The sequence below is a fragment of the Microbispora sp. NBC_01389 genome, assembly GCF_045040095.1.
GTDB lineage: Bacteria > Actinomycetota > Actinomycetes > Streptosporangiales > Streptosporangiaceae > Microbispora.
This window is the reverse complement of record NZ_CP109552.1, coordinates 2,329,645-2,346,045: the sequence shown is the minus strand read 5'-3', so window position 1 is coordinate 2,346,045 and position 16,401 is coordinate 2,329,645. Positions and strand designations below refer to the sequence as shown.

At 72.8% G+C, this 16,401-nt stretch carries 12 protein-coding genes; 2 read left to right on the top strand and 10 right to left on the bottom strand.

The genetic code is table 11. The features are described 5' to 3' along the window. Positions 1-31 precede the first annotated feature (31 nt). Entirely contained in the window at positions 32-2,470 is a 2,439-nt protein-coding gene (locus tag OG344_RS10525; RefSeq protein ID WP_405088050.1) for an ExeM/NucH family extracellular endonuclease, read from the top strand. 128 nt (positions 2,471-2,598) lie between these two features. Here the strand turns inward: OG344_RS10525 and OG344_RS10520 are convergent, their stop codons facing one another. From OG344_RS10520 to OG344_RS10490, 7 genes are all read right to left on the bottom strand, one after another. After that, positions 2,599-3,900, bottom strand: a complete 1,302-nt coding sequence (locus OG344_RS10520) for a sensor histidine kinase (RefSeq protein WP_405088049.1) — start codon at positions 3,898-3,900, stop codon at positions 2,599-2,601. Continuing rightward, the gene (locus OG344_RS10515; RefSeq protein ID WP_327049050.1) at positions 3,897-4,586 is read right to left on the bottom strand and encodes a response regulator transcription factor; all 690 of its coding nucleotides are present in this window, start codon (positions 4,584-4,586) and stop codon (positions 3,897-3,899) included. The genes OG344_RS10520 and OG344_RS10515 overlap by 4 nt, the downstream gene beginning before the upstream one ends. 140 nt (positions 4,587-4,726) lie before the next feature. Further along, positions 4,727-6,058 carry a cation:proton antiporter gene (locus tag OG344_RS10510; RefSeq protein ID WP_405088048.1) on the bottom strand — a complete coding sequence of 444 codons (1,332 nt, stop codon included), beginning with the start codon at positions 6,056-6,058 and terminating at the stop codon, positions 4,727-4,729. Between the two features lie 18 nt (positions 6,059-6,076). Next, positions 6,077-7,471, bottom strand: a complete 1,395-nt coding sequence (locus tag OG344_RS10505) for a cytochrome P450 (protein ID WP_405088047.1) — start codon at positions 7,469-7,471, stop codon at positions 6,077-6,079. Continuing rightward, the gene (locus OG344_RS10500; RefSeq protein WP_327049047.1) at positions 7,465-8,511 is read right to left on the bottom strand and encodes an alpha-hydroxy acid oxidase; all 1,047 of its coding nucleotides are present in this window, start codon (positions 8,509-8,511) and stop codon (positions 7,465-7,467) included. Before OG344_RS10500 ends, OG344_RS10505 begins: the two co-directional genes overlap by 7 nt. Continuing rightward, positions 8,508-10,076 carry an NAD(P)-binding domain-containing protein gene (locus OG344_RS10495; protein ID WP_405088046.1) on the bottom strand — a complete coding sequence of 523 codons (1,569 nt, stop codon included), beginning with the start codon at positions 10,074-10,076 and terminating at the stop codon, positions 8,508-8,510. Before OG344_RS10495 ends, OG344_RS10500 begins: the two co-directional genes overlap by 4 nt. Positions 10,077-10,141: 65 nt before the next feature. Next, the gene (locus tag OG344_RS10490; RefSeq protein ID WP_405088045.1) at positions 10,142-11,755 is read right to left on the bottom strand and encodes a class I adenylate-forming enzyme family protein; all 1,614 of its coding nucleotides are present in this window, start codon (positions 11,753-11,755) and stop codon (positions 10,142-10,144) included. A 266-nt stretch (positions 11,756-12,021) separates the two neighbouring features. On the opposite strand from OG344_RS10490, the gene OG344_RS10485 reads away from it, so the two are divergent. Further along, on the top strand, positions 12,022-12,330 hold the full coding sequence (locus tag OG344_RS10485; RefSeq protein WP_405088044.1) for a hypothetical protein: 309 nt from the start codon (positions 12,022-12,024) through the stop codon (positions 12,328-12,330). Here the strand turns inward: OG344_RS10485 and OG344_RS10480 are convergent. The 3 genes from OG344_RS10480 to OG344_RS10470 all read right to left on the bottom strand — a co-directional run bounded on the left by OG344_RS10480 (position 12,272) and on the right by OG344_RS10470 (position 16,346). Then, a complete protein-coding gene (locus tag OG344_RS10480; protein ID WP_405088043.1) occupies positions 12,272-12,733 on the bottom strand; it encodes a PPOX class F420-dependent oxidoreductase in 462 nt (153 codons plus the stop codon). The genes OG344_RS10485 and OG344_RS10480 overlap by 59 nt on opposite strands. A 79-nt stretch (positions 12,734-12,812) precedes the next feature. Beyond that, on the bottom strand, positions 12,813-13,904 hold the full coding sequence (locus OG344_RS10475; RefSeq protein WP_405088042.1) for a hypothetical protein: 1,092 nt from the start codon (positions 13,902-13,904) through the stop codon (positions 12,813-12,815). 201 nt (positions 13,905-14,105) lie between these two features. After that, on the bottom strand, positions 14,106-16,346 hold the full coding sequence (locus tag OG344_RS10470) for an ATP-binding protein (protein ID WP_405088041.1): 2,241 nt from the start codon (positions 16,344-16,346) through the stop codon (positions 14,106-14,108). Positions 16,347-16,401: the final 55 nt, after the last annotated feature.

Below are 16,401 nucleotides of genomic sequence, written 5' to 3'. Positions count from 1 at the left end.
GTGCTGATTAAGGTGGCTTTACTCTCAGGCCATGCGCGCAATACCTCGGGCACTCGCGATCCTCGTCACCAGCGGCGTCGCCGCCGGCTCGATCGCCGCCCTCTCGTCCGCTCCCGCCGCCGCGGCGCCGGGAACAGTAGTGATCAGCCAGGTCTACGGGGGAGGCGGAAACTCCGGCGCCCCCCTCACCAACGACTACGTCGAACTCTTCAACCGCAGCGGCGCCTCCATTTCGCTGAACGGCTGGTCGGTGCAGTACACCAGTGCGACCGGAACCGGAAACTTCTCCGCCAACAAGACCGACCTCAGCGGCACCCTCGCCCCGGGGCAGTACCACCTGGTCCAGCTCGCGGCGGGCACCACCCCCAGCGGCTCCCTGCCGACGCCCGACGACGTCGGCGGCATCAACATGAGCGGCACGGCGGGCAAGCTCGCGCTGGTCAACTCCACCACCGGCCTGGCCTGCAACGGCTCCACCGTTCCCTGCGCCGACCAGCAACTCGCGCTGATCGCTGACCTGGTCGGCTACGGCAACGCGAACTTCTTCGAGGGCACCCCCGCGCCCGGGCTCACCAACGGCACCGCCGCGATCCGCAGGGGCGGCGGCTGCACCGACACCGACGACAACGGCGCCGACTTCGAGGCCGCCGCGCCCGCGCCGCGCAACAGCGCCGCCGCGGCGGCCCCCTGCGCCGGGCCGGATCCGTCCCCGTCTCCCTCGGCCACTCCGAGCGAGAGCCCGAGCCCGTCCGCCTCCCCGAGCGAGAGCCCGTCAGCCTCCCCCTCCCCCTCACCGAGCGCGAGCCCGTCGCCCTCCCCGAGCCCGTCGCCCAGCGCCACGTGCGACACGCCGATCACCCACCGCATCGCGCAGGTGCAGGGCAACGGCGACGTCAGCCCCGTCGACGGCCAGGACGTCCGGGTCGAGGGCGTCGTCACCGGCTCCTTCCAGGGCTCCGGCCAGCTCGGCGGCTTCTACGTCCAGGACCCCAAGCCGGACAAGGACGCGGCGACCTCCGAGGGCCTGTTCGTGTTCTCCTCCTCGCCGGTCAAGGCCGGTGACCGCGTCCTCGTCTCCGGGAAGGCGGTCGAGTACAACGGCCTCACGGAGATCTCGCCGACCACGGCGGTGAACGTGTGCGGCACCGGCACGATCAAGCCGACCGAGGTGAAGCTGCCGCTCAAGGAGGGTGTCACCTTCGAGCGGTACGAGAACATGCTCATCACCTTCAAGGACGGCATGGCCGCCTCGGAGATCTACAACCTCGGCCGGTACGGCGAGATCACCCTCGCCGAGGGCGGCCGCCTGTGGCAGCCGACCGACCGCAAGGGCGTCGACACCGGGAAGGACGCGCGGCGTTCGATCCTGCTCGACGACGGCTCCAACGCGCAGAACCCGCCGACCCTGCCCTACCACACCGAGGGATCCAACACGGTCCGGATCGGCGACGAGGTGAAGAACCTGACCGGAGTGCTCACCTACGGCTTCGGCGTCTACCGCGTCGAGCCGACCCAGCCGGTCGTGTTCCGGCCGGAGAACCCGCGGCCCGCGAAGCCGGAGAAGGTCGGCGGCAACGTCCGGGTGGCCAGCCTCAACACGCTCAACTGGTTCACCACCCTGAAGTCCCGGGGCGCGACCACCGCCGCCGAGCGGGACCGCCAGCTCGCGAAGCTGGTCGCCAACATCCTCGCTCTCGACCCCGACGTGGCCGGCCTGATGGAGATCGAGCGCAACAACAACGTCGCGCTGAACGCCCTGGTCGACGCGTTGAACGCCGCGGCGGGCGCGGGCACCTACAAGGCGATCACCCACCCGAACCCGGGTACCGACCTCATCCAGACCGCACTGATCTACAAGCCGGCCAAGGTCACTCCGATCGGCGGGCCGCAGTCCTCCGCCGATCCGATCTTCAACCGTCCGCCGCTGGTGCAGACCTTCGGCCGGGCGAACGGCAAGGGCGAGATCTTCACGATTCTCGTCAACCATTTCAAGTCCAAGGGCTGCACCGACGGACCCGACTCGGCTCCCGCCACCGGCGCCGACGCCGACCAGGGAGACGGCCAGAGCTGCTTCAACGCCAAGCGGGTCAAGCAGGCCCAGGCCGTGCTGGCCCTGATCGACAGCCTCAAGCTGCGGAACACGCTCGTCGTCGGCGACGTCAACGCCTATGGCGAGGAGGACCCCGTCCACACCTTCGAGGACGCCGGGCTGGTCAGCCTGAGCAAGAAGCACGTCACGAAGGAGGACCGCTACAGCTACGTCTTCGACGGCCTGTCGGGCGAGCTCGACCACGCCCTGGCCGACAAGAAGCTGAACAAGCTGGTGACCGGCGCCACCATCTGGCACGTCAACGCCGATGAGGGGAGGTTCATGGACTACAACACCGAGTTCAACCCGCCCTACCTGTACGCGCCGGACGCCTACCGCTCCTCCGACCACGATCCGCTGCTGATCGGGCTCAGCCTCTGACGGAGCACGTCCCCCTGCCGGGGGGCCGGGGCCATGGCGGGAAATATGGTGAGAAATCCCCGTCATGGCCCCACCGCCGTGCCGCACCCGCTGCCCGCCGAAGCCCTCGGCAGCGTCGCGGGCTGGGGTCACCGGCCGGCCGGCCCGTCCCGGGCGGGCAGGGAGGTCCCGCTCCGCGCCTGTTGCGGCAGCAGGAGCCGGGGCTCGCGCGGCACCGGTTCCGCCGCCGTGCGCGGCAGGCTGATGGTGAAGGCGGCCCCGGCCCCCGGCCGTCCGTCGACGTGCACGGTGCCGCCGTGGGCGTCCACCACCTCGCTCACGAGAGCCAGGCCGATGCCGAGGCCTCCGCTGTGGGGCGCGCCGGCGTGCCGGGCGAACAACCGCTCGCTCTCGCGCGGGTCCAGCCCCACCCCGTCGTCCCGCACGCTGAGCCGGACCAGATCGGGGCCCGAGCAGATCGTCACCCAGATGTGGCCGCCCGCGGAGGTGTGCCGGAGCGCGTTGTCCAGGAGCGCGGAGATCACCCGGCGGAGCGCGGACTGCGCTCCGCGCACGACGTGGTCGCCCGGCCCCCGCCGCACGTCGATCGTCACCCCGCGCTGGCCGGCGCGGGCCGCCTCGGCGCCGGCCGACTCCTCGGCGAGGGCGGCCAGGTCGACCGGCCCGGACGGGCGGTGCTGCCTGAGCTGGCTCGACAGCAGCAGGTCCTCGATCACCTCGCCGAGCTGCCCGATGCCCGTGACCAGCCGGTCGAGGTCGCCGGCGACGAGGCCGGGATCCGGTTCCCGGCCCAGCCGCCGGGCGGCGAGCTGGGCGCGGACGTGCAGGCGGGCCAGCGGGCTGCGCAGCTCGTGGCTGACGTCGGCGGTGAACCGGCGCTGCCGGTCGAGGGCCTCGCCCAGCGGCGCGATCGCCCGGCGGGCGAGGACCTGGCCGATCAGCAGCGCCGCCAGGAGAGACGCGATCTCGGCGGCGCCGAGGACCCGCAGCAGCCGCTGCCGCTCGGCGGTCTGGTAGCGCAGATCCTGCACCGCCTGCACCGGCACGTCTCCGCGAAGCTGGGTGTGGACCAGCAGGTCGCGCCCGGCGAGGTGGACGAGGCCGGTCCGCGTCCTCCCGTCGGCGGCGACCGCGTCCAGCGTCGCGCGGATCGGCAGGATCGACGGCGCCCCGGGCGAGCTCCGCATGGTGCCGCCGTGCAGTTCGAACAGCCAGACGCAGGGCGGGGGCTGGGAGATCGGGGCCATCTGCGCCGCGACGGCGAGGTCCCGCCGGGCGCCGACGTCCTGCCCGTGCGCCACCGCCCAGAAGACGACCGCCCCCATAACCCCTGTCACCAGGCAGAAGACGCCCGCGACCTGCAGGGTGATCCGGCGGCGGGCGCGGCTCAGCAGACGGCGCTCCGGGTCGAAGGGCCGTCGGGGCGTCACAGCTCGCCCAGGCGGTATCCGACGCCGCGCACGGTGCGTACGACGCCCGGGCCCAGCTTGTTGCGCAGGTAGTAGACGTAGGTGTCCACGATCGACTCGGTGCTGGCGCCGTCGAAGACCCGCTGCCGCAGCGAGGAGCGCGTGTGGACCTGCCGTGGGCGGGCCGCCAGCGCGTGGAGCAGCCAGTATTCCCGGCCGGACAGCGTCACCTGGTCGCCGGACGGCAGCCGTACGGTGAAGGACGCGGAGTCGAGCCAGCCGGCGCCGAGCGGCAGCAGCGCGGCCTGGTCCAGGTTCCTGCGGTGCAGGGCGCGGACCCTGGCCAGCAGCTCGTCGATCTCGAACGGCTTGACCAGGTAGTCCTCGGCGCCGGCGTCGAGCCCGGTGACCCGGTCGGCGACGGCGCCGAAGCCCGTGAGCATCAGCACCGGCACGGTGACCGCCTGGCGGCGTAGGCGTCTCAGCAGGTCGAGCCCGTCGACCACGGGAAGCCCGCGGTCGATGATCATGACGTCGTAACCGCGGCTCAGTCCCAGATGCAGGCCCCGCTGTCCCTCCAGCGCCAGGTCGACCGTGTATCCCTGGTCGGTGAGCACGTCGGCCAGCATGTCTCCCAGCTCGCGGTCGTCCTCCACGAGCAGCAGGCGACGGGAGCGCGGTTCGGATGTCCCCGATATCCGTGCCACTGCAATACCGTGGCACCAATATCGCGAAATATCCAGACTTTGGGATGGCGCTTCCGGCTCCCGTGCCCTGCGTTCTGCGGTTTCCGCGGGTTTCCCCGGGCCGTCTCGCGACCGAAACGTGAAAGTAGCTGAAACCGGTCTCAGGCGGCCGCCCTCTCGCGGCCGGCCACGCTCTCCGCCTCCACCGCGCGCGCCCGCTCCAGGCGCTCAGGAAGCGCCAGTTTGTAGAGCGGCATGGCGCCCGCGGTGGTGAGCACGGCCACGAGGACGAGCATCGCGAAGACCTCCTGCGTGATCATGCCCTGGGCCAGGCCGATGTTGATGAAGATGAGGATCATCAGTCCGCGGGCGTTCATCATCGCGCCCACCGCCCAGGACTCCCGCCAGCCGAAGCCCATCGCCCTCGTCGCGAGGGCGCAGCCGAAGTACTTCCCGCAGAAGGCCGCGACCAGGATCATCGCGAACGCCAGGAGCGCGGGTCCTCCGGCGATGCCCGCGAGATGGGTGTTCAGTCCCGAGAACGCGAAGAAGACGGGGAGCAGCAGGGTCGAGACGACGTCCATCATCCGGTTGTGCAGGGCGGCGCGGAACGCCGGCTCGCGCGGCATGGCCAGCCCGGCGATGAAGCCGCCGAACACCGAGTAGACGCCGATCGCGTCGGTGATGTACCCGGCGGTGAGCGGCACCAGGACGACCACGTAGACGGCGCCCGCGCCGAGCCGCCCGGTTCGCGCGACCTGACGGCCCAGAGGGCGCAGCAGCCGGGCCACCACCAGGAGCATCACCGCCGCGAACCCTCCCGCCAGGGCGATGGTGCGCAGCGTGTCGGCGGGGCCTCCGCCCAGGTGCACCGCCGACAGCGCCGCGAGCAGGCACCACGCCACGGCGTCGTCGATGGAGGCGGACAGCAGGGTGAGCCGCCCGACCCGGCTGTTCTGCAGCCCGCGCTCGTACAGGATCCGCGCGAGCATGGGGAACGCGGTCAGCGACAGCGCTCCCCCGAGGAACAGGGCGAACTCCAGCCGGCCGACGTCAGGGCGGGAGAGCCGGCTCCACAGGAGGAGCCCGGCGGCGACGCCGAGGACCATCGGGGAGCCGATCCCCGACGCGGCCAGCGCGCTCGCCTTGCGCAGCTCGCCCGGCGCCCGGGCGTCGTGGTCGATCCCGGCTCCGACGAGGAACATGTACAACGTCAGGCCGATGGTGCTGAGCACGTACAGGACCGGTCTGACCTCGGCGGGGAACAACGCCGCCTGGGCGCCGGGGAACAGCGCGCCGAGCAGCGTCGGCCCGAGCAGGACGCCGGCGACCATCTCGCCGACGACGCGCGGCTGCATGACCATGGTGGCCAGCCGGCCGCACACCGCCGCGGCCAGCAGGATGACGGCCAGGGCCGGCAGCACCTTGAGAGTCAGTTGGAGGTTGTGGTCGGTGGCGGGGGCGGCCGCCAGGGAAAGGGCCGGAACGAGCACGACATGCTCCTCAGCAGCTCATGATCGGATGGCGTCGCCGGGAAGATCGGCGAAGTGGCGCTCGCACAGTCGCAGCCTCCGCGCGTCCCAGACCATGTACGTGCCGAGGACGAGCTGCACGAGGCTGCGCCAGAGGTTCTCCCAGTCGTCTTTGAACCGCATGAACAGCAGCCTCAGGCGGTGTCCGGGCCCGCGCGGGACTCCGAGGGGAGTGAGGAGGCAGGGTCCCCGGTTGGGCAGGGACCGGGTGTGGGCGGCGGTGGAGTCGAGCCGGTACGCCCGGAGGGTCTCCCGCACCGCGACCCGCATCATCAGGGGGGCGAGCCGCCAGGCCGGGCAGGGACGGTTCGCCGGCATGCCGAACGGGATGTGGTTGAGCTCCCGGACCGGGGCGTGCCCGGGGGCGAAACGCTCGGGATCGAAGCGCTCCGGATCGGGGAAACCGGCGCGGTGGAAGGAGGGGTAGTCGAAGCACAGCACCGAACCGGCCGGGATCGCCGGCCCCTCCCCGAGGGGGATGTCACCCGTGGTGACGCGGTGCGCGATGCCGAAGAGCGGGTAGAGCCGCAGCGTCTCCGAGATCACCTGGTCGAGGTGACGGTCGTCGCCGCCACGCGCCCTGTCCTGAACGTCCGGGTGCCGCGCGAGGACCATCAGCACGTGCGCCGTGGCCTCCGACATCTGCACCACGGCGGTGTTGAAGAAGGCGCCCTGGAGATAAAGCGCCCGTTCCCGGTCCGTCAGGCCGGGCGGGAGTTCCTGCCTCACCCGTGGCAGCGACTCGACGAGATACGCGGTCAGCCGGTCGCGCCGGTCCATGTGCCGCAGGCCGCAGCACTTCAGGGCGGTCACGACGTCGTCGGCGTTGCCGACGATCAGGTCGCGGGCGTGCGGCGGGCACTCCTCGCCGAAGACGAGCTCGTAGGAGAACTCGGCCCACGCCGGCATCATCAGGTCGCGCAGCCGGACCACGCCGCTCCGCTCCCACCCCTGCCCATCTCTCTCCGGCCCGTCCCGCCCCCACCCGTCCCGCAGCGTACGGGTGACGCAGCGGCGGGTGAGCTCCTCGGCCCGCGTCCGCGGCACGGACAGGATCCGGCGGGTGGCCAGGGCGACGGCGTCGTAGCGCTCTCCCTCCTCCAGATGTTCCTGGTGCATCTCGGGCCCCGGCGACAGCCAGTACCAGAACAGGTCCGACAGGGCGGCGCCCCTGCTGCGGCCGGAGGCCGCCGGATGGGAGTAGACCTCCCTGAACCGATCGACGCCGACGAGGTCTCCGGGCACCGGGATGCTCTCGTCGCCGTTGATCCGGGTGAAGACCCACCCGCGCACCGCGACGACCCGCCCGGGGAGCCACCGGGGCAGGCTGATCACGACGAGGGCCGCCGCCACCGCCCACAGCGCCGTCAGCACGGCCGCACCAGGTCGGGCCCGAGGTCCCGTACGGAGGCGACGCCGCACAGGGCGAGCGCGTGCTCGATCTCGTCGCGGAGCAGCCCGAGCACGCGGGCCGCGCCGCGCTCGCCGTCCGCCGCGAGGCCCCACAACACCGGACGGCCCACCGCGACGGCGGACGCGCCGAGCGCCAGCGCCTTCACCACGTCGGTGCCGCGCCGGATCCCCCCGTCGACCAGCACGGGTACGGCTCCGCCGACGGCGGCGGCGATCGCCGGCAGCAGGTCGACGGCGGCCGGGACGGTGTCGAGCTGCCGTCCGCCGTGGTTCGACACGTACAGCGCCGACACGCCGTGGTCCAGGGCGAGACACGCGTCGGCGGGATGGGTGACGCCCTTGAGCACGATCGGCAGCCGGGTCATCCGCCGCAGCAGATCGACGTGCTCCCAGCCGATCTCCGGCGACATGACGATGGGCCGCACCCGGTCGCCGTCGCGCAGGTTCTCGCAGCACATGCCGTCGGGCAGGTCGTCGAAGCCGTTGCGGGCGTCCCGGTCCCGCCGCCCCCGGGCGGGGGAGTCGACGGTGACGACCAGCGCCGCGCAGCCGGCCGCCTCGGCCCGCCGGACGATCGTCTCGGTGAAGTTCATGTCCGGCTGGAGGTAGAGCTGGAACCACAGGGTGACGCCCGAGGCGGCGGACGCGACGTCCTCGACGGCCATGGTCGAGGCCATGCTCACGATCATGACGGTGCCCGCGGTGGCCGCCGCGCGGGCCGTGGCCCGCTCGCCCTCGGGATCGGCCAGCCGGTGGAACGCGGTCGGCGCCACCAGCACGGGCATGGCCAGGGAGCTGCCGAGCAGGGTGACCCCCGTCCTGGGGCTCCCCGCGCCGCGCAGGACGCGTGGCAGCAGCGCGAGCCGGGCGAACGCCGCCTCGTTGGCCCGCAGGGTGATCTCCTCGCCGGCCCCGCCGGCGAAGTAGTCGTAGTGGGCGGGGGCGAGGCGGTCGCGGGCCGCCGCCTCGTACTCCCCGATGGTCGCGAGCACGGTCGTCACACCGAGACCGGGATGCTGTGGTGCTGGAAGAAGTCCCGCAGCGGGTTGAGATGCACCTGCTCGGACGTCCAGTCGTTCTCCAGGTTCTCGGTGACGTGGTGGACCGCCTCCACCACGCCGTTCCGGAAGCGGCGCACCACGGGGTGGAGGTAGTGGCCCTCGTGTGCGCGCTCCGCGTCGCTCTGGGTGATCCGTCCCACGGCGACGTCGAAGGGGTCGATCTTGTCGTGGTGGGGGCCGTACTCCAGCGTGACGGCGAAGTGGTCCCCGTCGCCGACCGGCGGGCCCTGCAGGTCGAGCGGCACCTCCTCCAGGTAGCGCGCGCCGCCGCGGCCGTCGGGCACGATGACGTCGGCCAGCACCCCGAACTGCTGCCACAGCGCCGAACTGCGGTTGACCCGTTCGAGCACGGCCGCCGCGAGCGCGCCGGGCTCGGCGGGCAGGTCACGGCCCGCCCACGCGACGCCGTGGTGCCTGGCCTCCAGGGCGCGGTGCAGGGCGCGCACGCCGTACCGGAACCCGTGGATGAACCCGCTGGTCCCCCGCTTGAAGTCGCGCGACTGGGTGATCGTCCCGGCGAAGTGGAGATCCGGCACGTTGACCGACTCGAACGCCGGGGTCAGCGCCGGGAACCTGTCGTTGATCGCCAGCTCCGGCCGGCATTCGGGAGCGAAGATCGAGGGGTCGAACCGGAATCCGGTGCAGACGATCACCCGGTCGTACGGGATGTCCTTGGTGACCTCGTCGGCCCGGACGAAGGCCACGGTGACCAGGTAGGAGCCGTCGGCCAGGCGCTCGATGCGCCGGACGTCGCCGTCCAGCACGGCGTTCTGCAGTTTGAGCTGGTAGGTGTCGAGGAAGTTGTTGTTGTACGCGCGCAGGTGTCCGACGAAGTGGGTCCGCCAGGCCAGCTTGACCGAGTGCGGCCCGGCCACGTGGATGACCGCGGCCGTCTCGATGAGGTTGTCGGCGGTCTCGAAGGCCGAGTTGGCCTTGCCGATGATCAGCACCCGCTTGTTCGTGTAGTCGGCGGGATCGACGGAGACGTCGCCGTACTGCTCGGCGGTCTCGACGCCGGGGATCGGCGGGACGTTGGGCCGGGTGACCCCCGTCGCGACGATCACCCGCCGGGCCTGGTACGTCCGGCCGCGCTCGTCGGTCACCGTGAACGGGCCGCCGGCCTCCGGGCGCGCGACCTCGGCGACCCGCGCGTCGTACGTGATGTGCGACTCCTGGGTGGCGGCGAAGTCCTCCAGGTAGCGGACCATGTCGTCGGCGTCGGGGAAGTAGCGGTCGCTGTAGTGGGTGAACAGGAGCCGGGGGTCGTCGGACAGCAGCGAGTTCCAGTCCATCCGGAGGTTGAGCTCCGGGTCGTCCCAGCCGGTGTACTTCTTGTTGATGGAGATCAGCTTCCGGTGGCGGGGGAAGGTCCGGAAGAACGCGCCCGGCGCGGGCGTCGCCTCCAGGATCCGGTAGCTCCGCCCCGCCCGGTGCAGGAAGTGGCCCATCTGCAGGCCCGCCGGTCCGGCGCCGATCACCAGGTAGTCAAGGGTGTTGTCCGGCATTGCCGCCTCCCTCGCTTGGATGGTTGAAGTTTCACCAGTGTTGGCGGGTGATTCTCAGAAAACGCTCAGAGCGCGGCCGGCGGGTGCCGCTCCAGCAGTGCGCGCTTGTCTGGTTTTCCGCTGGCCGCGACCGGCACGCCGGGCACCGTCGTGATCGTCCGGGGCACGCTGTCCACGCCGAGTTCGGCGCGGACCAGGGCGGTCAGGACGGCGGGGTCCGGCGCGCGACCGGGCACGGGGACGACGAAGGCGTGGACGGCCTCCCCGGTCCGCTCGTCCGGCGCGCCGGTCACGTACGCCTCGGCCACGTCCGGGTGCCCGGCCAGCACCCGCTCGACGGGCCCGGCGTAGACGACGATCCCGTTGACGATGACGACGTCCCTGGTCCGGCCCGCCAGATAGAGCAGGCCCTCGTCGTCGAGGCGGCCGAGGTCGCGGGTGCGCAGCCAGCCGTCCCGCAGCACGTCACGGGTCTCCTCCGGCTGCCCCCAGTAGCCCGCCATCAGGAAGGGGCTGCGCACGTGGACCTCACCGGTGCGTCCCGTCTCCACCGGGCGGCCCTCCTCGTCACGCACGCTGATCTCGACGCTGGGGTGGGCACGGCCGACGGAGGCCGGCGCGCGGCCGAGGTCACCGGGGTTGAGGATGGTGATCATCCCGGCCTCGGTCGCGCCGTACCCCTGATAGACGACGGGGCCGAGCCGGTCCGCCGCCTCCCGCATCCGGTGCGGGCTGATGGGCGATCCGGCGACCATCATCATGCGCAGGCTGCCGACGTCGGCCCGCTCCTCGCGGAGCAGGTCGAGCATCCGGCACAGCCGTGGCGGGGTCACGATGGCGCTGGTGATGCGATGGCGCTCGACCGCGTACGGGAACAGCGGCCGGCCGTCGTCCTCCGGGATGACCACGGTGCCCCCGCCGAGCAGGCACGGCGCGAGGAAGTCCAGCACCACCTGGCTGGCCAGGGTGCCGAACAGCAGGTGCCGCCCGAACCTGTCGACGAAGCCGGGCTCGACCGACGACCATACGCGGGGCCAGGACCAGTGCGCGCCGAGCGCGCGGTAGGTGAGCGCGCAGCCCTTCGGCTCGCCGGTGCTGCCGCTGGTGAAGGTCAGCAGGGCCATGTCGTCCGGCCGCGCCGCGACGGCGGGGATCGGGCTGCCGCCTCCTCCGGGTGTGGTGAGGATGTCGACGGCGGCGGGCACACCGGCGACGGGACCGAGCGACAGCACCGTGGCCGCCCCGGCCGCGCCGAGCACCTCCGGGGTCGCGGACGCCGGGTCGACGATCACCGCGTCGACTCCCGTGTCAACTCCCGCGTCGACTCCCGCCCCGAGGACGTGCGCGAGCTGGCGGGGCGTGTATCCGGGCTTCACGGCCACGACGCGGCAGCCCAGCACGTGCGCGGCGATCTGGGCGGCGAACGCCTCCGGCGTCACCCCGGTCCGCACGGCGACGCCCCGGCCGGGGCGCAGACCCGCCTCGCGCATCGCCCCGGCCATGTGCCCGATCAGGTCCAGCAGCTCACCCCGGGAAACGGTCCTGTCCCCCTGTTCGAAGGCCGGGCCGGCGGGCGCGCTCCGCAGCGCCTCCAGGAGAACCCGCGGAAACGCCCCGCCCTCGGTCTCGGCGTACTCGGCGGGTGCGGCGGTCAGGGAGGGTGCGGCGAAATCGTGCACGTCCGGCTCCTTCGTCTCGCGGGCGCCCCGCCGCGGCGACGACGCCGTCGGCCGCGGCGCGGATGCCGGTGCGCCACCGGCCTTACGCCCGCCGACGGTAGGAGGCGCACATCAGAGCCGCATCAGAGCGGCACGAGAGCGGCACGAGAGCGGCACGAGAGCGCCTCGTTCCGGGTCCGCGGCAGTCGCGATCAGACAGAGTCCGAGGAAGGCCGTTCGTGGAAATCGGGGTGCGGCGAGGCGCGCGGTCTTGTCAGGATCGGCACATGCGACACTGGCCGCTCTTCGCGCTCAAGGTGACGACTCCCCGGCTGGAGCTACGGCTGCCGACCCTGAACGACCTCGACGCGCTCGCCGATCGCGCGGCGGAGGGCGTCCACGACCCGGCGGGGATGCCGTTCGGCGTGCCGTGGACGGACGCCCCGCCGGACGAGCGCGCCCGCTCGACCGTCCAGGTTCACTGGTTCGTCCGCCGCTACGGGATCAGCCCCGGGGACTACCGGGCGCCGGGGCCGGTCAGGCCAGGCGCGGCGGGAACCCGCCGGTGGCCACCGGGCCCCAGGAGATCGGGGTGACCCGCAGCAGCGACTTGCCCTGCCGGACCATCGCCGCGCGATACTCCTCCCAGTCGGGGTGCTCGCCCGAGATCGAACGGTAGTAATCCACCAGCGGCTCAAGCGCCTCGGGCAGGTCGAGCACCTCGGCCTCGCCGTCCACCTGCACCCACGGCCCGTCGAAGTCGTCCGACAGCACGACCACGCTGACGCGTGGGTCGCGGCGGGCGTTGCGGGTCTTGGCCCGCTCAGGGTACGTCGACACGACGACGCGCCCCTCGGGGTCGACGCCGCAGGACACCGGGGACGCCTGCGGCCCGCCGCCGCTTCTCGTCGTGATCAGGATGGCCTTGTGGCGGTCACGGACGAAGTCGAGCAGTTGTTCACGGGAGACGGTCTCGGCGGTCGCGATCCTGGGACTCATGGCGCAACTCTAGTAACCGGCCCCCGCCCCGACGGGACCTGCCCGAGCAGGGCTCGCCACGCCGAGGCGGGAACGCGGGCTACCGCCTGCCGGGCCGGAATCGGCGGCGCCGCACGGCGACCAGGAGTCCGGCGGCCAGTGCCAGCAGCCCGGCTCCCACCGCGGCCAGTGCCACCATCGGCGCACCCGTGAACGGCAGACCACCCCCACCCTGAGCGCCACCCTGAACCCCGGCCGGGGCAGCCGGAGCGCCCGCGGCCTCCGGAGCGTCAGGGGCCTCCGGGGTGTCCCCGTCGCCTGTGTCCCCTTCCTCCGAGGCGCAGTCGTCGCCCGAGCACGCGTGATCCTCGTGACCCGGCACGCCGGGTTCACCCACCGGCGCCCCTGCCTGCTCCCCGCCGGCACCTTCGTGCTCTCCGCTGACCGGAGGCGCCTGCCCGCCCCCGTCGTTCGTCGCGGGATTCACGGAGAGTCCTCCCGAGAAATCGGAGGTCTTGTTGGCCGAGTAACCCACGGAGTTGTTCGCGGCGAGATCGCTGAGGTTCCCCGTCTGGAAATCGTCCGCACCGCTGTTGTCCCTGCCGGATCCTGAGATCGCGGCCGACGCGGCGCGCTCGATGAAGCGTGCCAGTTTCGCCGCTCCACTGGCGATTTCGACGGCATCGGCGGCCACTCCGGCCGCCTTGGCAGCCGTTGTCGCCGTAATCGGAGAAACCCCGGTGAACAGGCGGGCGAGATTCCACGCCTCCGCCGCCGCCCTGGAGGCCTTGTCCGTAATCGCGTCCGCCTCGGCGGCGAGCTTGGCCGCCTCGGCCGCGATCTCCTCGCCATCCTCGCCGTTCACCAGCGGAGGCGAGGCCACGCGGGAGGCCTTCCTGGTGCCGGCGACTCGAAGGGGAATGCTGGTGCCGAAGTTCTCCGCGCAGTATTCGACGCCGAAAGCCCGGGCGCAGAGCCGGTCGACCCGGCGCCTGACGTCCCTCGCCGCTGCGTCGAGTTCGATCGCCAATCGGAGGAGCGCTTCGGCCCGTCCGAACTCCGGCGGCAGCGACGGCGGGGTCGGCGGATAGTCCTGGGTGGTCGAGGCGGTTACCGCTGCCGGAACGCACAGCGCCGGCCCGCATATCATCGCCACTGCCGCGACAGCGAGCAGCACGCCGTTCTTGAGCATTTCCCATCCCCGATGACGTTAACTAAGGGCAGTTCGGCCGCGAATTCCGCGAAAGACGGTGTTGTCCGGAACGGTATGCCGCGGAGTGGGGGAACACCCGCGCGGCAGGCGAGCCTTGCTGATTCCTAGTCGGCACATCTCCGGGTGTTGGCGGTCGCGACGAACCGGCCGCACGCCATTCGCGCTCCTTTGAATCCGCCCTCAGACGGTCGTCCTCCCGTTGATCCAGGCAGCGACCTGGACCCGTGAACTGAACCCCAGCTTGTCGAGGATGTGCTCGATGTGGCCCTCGGCGGTGCGCTGTGAGATGACCAGCCTGCCCGCGATGTCCTTGTTGCTCAGGCCTTCCGCCACCAGTCGCGCGATCTCGGTCTCCCTGCGGGTCAGCGGCCCGATCCTCCCGGGTGCCTGGGCGCCGGATGGCCTGTCCGTCAGGGCGTACGCGACCGCCTCGCCCGCCGGCATGGCCGCGCCCCGGGCGAGCGCGGCCCGGAAGGCGGCCTCGCCGAGCCCCGTACGGGTCGCCGCCACGCACGCGTCGCGGAAGCGGCTGAGATAGCCGAACTCCCCCATCCGCGACCCGGCGGCCGCCCAGACGGCATCGGCCGCGCCCAGCAGCCGGGCCGCCCGCTCGTGGTCGCGCGCTCCCGCCGCGAACCAGGCATGGACCTCCAGATTCACACCGAGGCCGAGCCGGTCGTCCAGCAGGGCGCTGTGCCGCAGGCTCTCGTCGCCGTGCTCCACGGCCGCCCGCGTGTCGTCCCGGCGCCAGGCGGAGATCGACAGCGCGAGCAGCGCGTACGCCCGGTGCCGGCCCTCGCCGTACAGGTCGCACAGGGCCACGCACTCCTCGGCGAGGCCGCGGGCCGCCGCGCGGCCGAGGGACGCGTTCGCCAGGGCGAGCCGGCTGAGGGCGAGGGCGAGGCCGACGGGGTCGCCGACGGCGCGGTGGGCCCGTACGGCCTCCTCGTACCCCCGCATGCCGGCGCGCAGGTCGCCGCCGATGACGGCGGCCATGCCGGTGAGGAACGCGACGTGGCCGCGGACCCCCCGCAGACCGAGCCGTCCGGCGATCGCCCCGGCCTCCTCCAGCCGTGCGGCCGCGGCGGCGCGATCCCCGGTGAGCAGGGAGATCCAGGCTCCCGCCCACAGGCCGTGGGCGCGCGCCTCACCCGGATCCGTCTGCGCGGCCAGGCCCCGGTCGAACCAGCCCGCCCCCTCCGCCAGGTGGTGGCCGCTCCAGTGGTACAGCAACTCCGCGATCATCGTCAGGGCCGTCCCGGCCTCTTCCGGCCCGCGCAGCGACCAGTCCAGCGCCGTACGCAGGTCGGCGTGCTCGCGCCGGAGGCGCTCGGTCCAGGACCGCTGCGCGGCGCCGGACGGCTCCGCCCACGCCCGCGAGGTGATCCTGCGGTAGTAGTCGCGGTGCCGCCGGCGCAGCGCCGCCTCCTCGCCGGACGCCGCCAGCAGCGCACGGCCGAACGCCCGCACCGTGTCCTGGAGGTGGTAACGGACCACCCCGTCATGCGCACGCCCGTCATGCGCACAAGGGTGCAGGACCGACGCGCCGGCCAGACCGGCGACCAGCGCGGGCACGTCCTCCCGGGCGACGCCGTCCCCGGCGCACACGTGCTCGGCCGCCTCCAGGTCCACGCCGCCGCTGAAGACGGAGACCCGCCGCCACAGCAGCCGTTCCCCGGGGGTGCACAGATCGTGGATCCACTCGAACAGCGCCCGCGGCACGCCCCGATGCCGGAGCCGGTCGTCCAGCCCCCGCAGCGCCTGCCGCGCCGGCAGGTCGCGCAGCCGTACGGCGGTCAGCTCGATCGCCAGCGGCAGCCCGCCCAGGCGGCGGCAGATCTCGGCCGTCTCGAAGCCGGCCCCCTCGAACCCGGCCGTCTCGGACCCCGGCGCGACGGCGGCGGCGCGATCCGCGAACAGCCGCACCGCGTCCGGCTCCGGGAGCGGGGCGAGTTCGACGACCCGCTCGCCCGGAAGGCCGAGCGGCCGTCTGCCGGTGACCAGGACCCGCAGCTCGGGAAGCGCGCGGACCAGCGTGTCCACGAACGACGCGCATCCGGGCAGGAGGTGCTCGCAGTTGTCGAGTACGACCAGGGCGGGCCCGCCGCGCAGCCCGTCGATCACCGCCTCCAGCGCCGGCCTGGCCGAGTGGCCCGCGACCGGCAGGGCGTCGCCCACGGCGTGCGCCAGCAGCGCGGGATCCTCCAAGGGGGCGAGCTCGGCCACCCGGACGCCGCCGGGGAAGCTCCCGACGACCTCCTCGGCCGCCCGCAGGGCGAGGCGGGTCTTGCCGACGCCGCCCATGCCCACCACGGTGACCACGCGGGCGGTCCCCAGCAGGCGGCCGATCCCGGCCAGTTCGGGCCCGCGCCCGACGAAGCTCGTGCCCCCCGCTCCTCCCGCCGGTCCCCCAGCGGTCATGACGCCCATGCCGCCCCCGTCGTCCGTACGCCAGTGGCCTCTACCAGCGTACTTT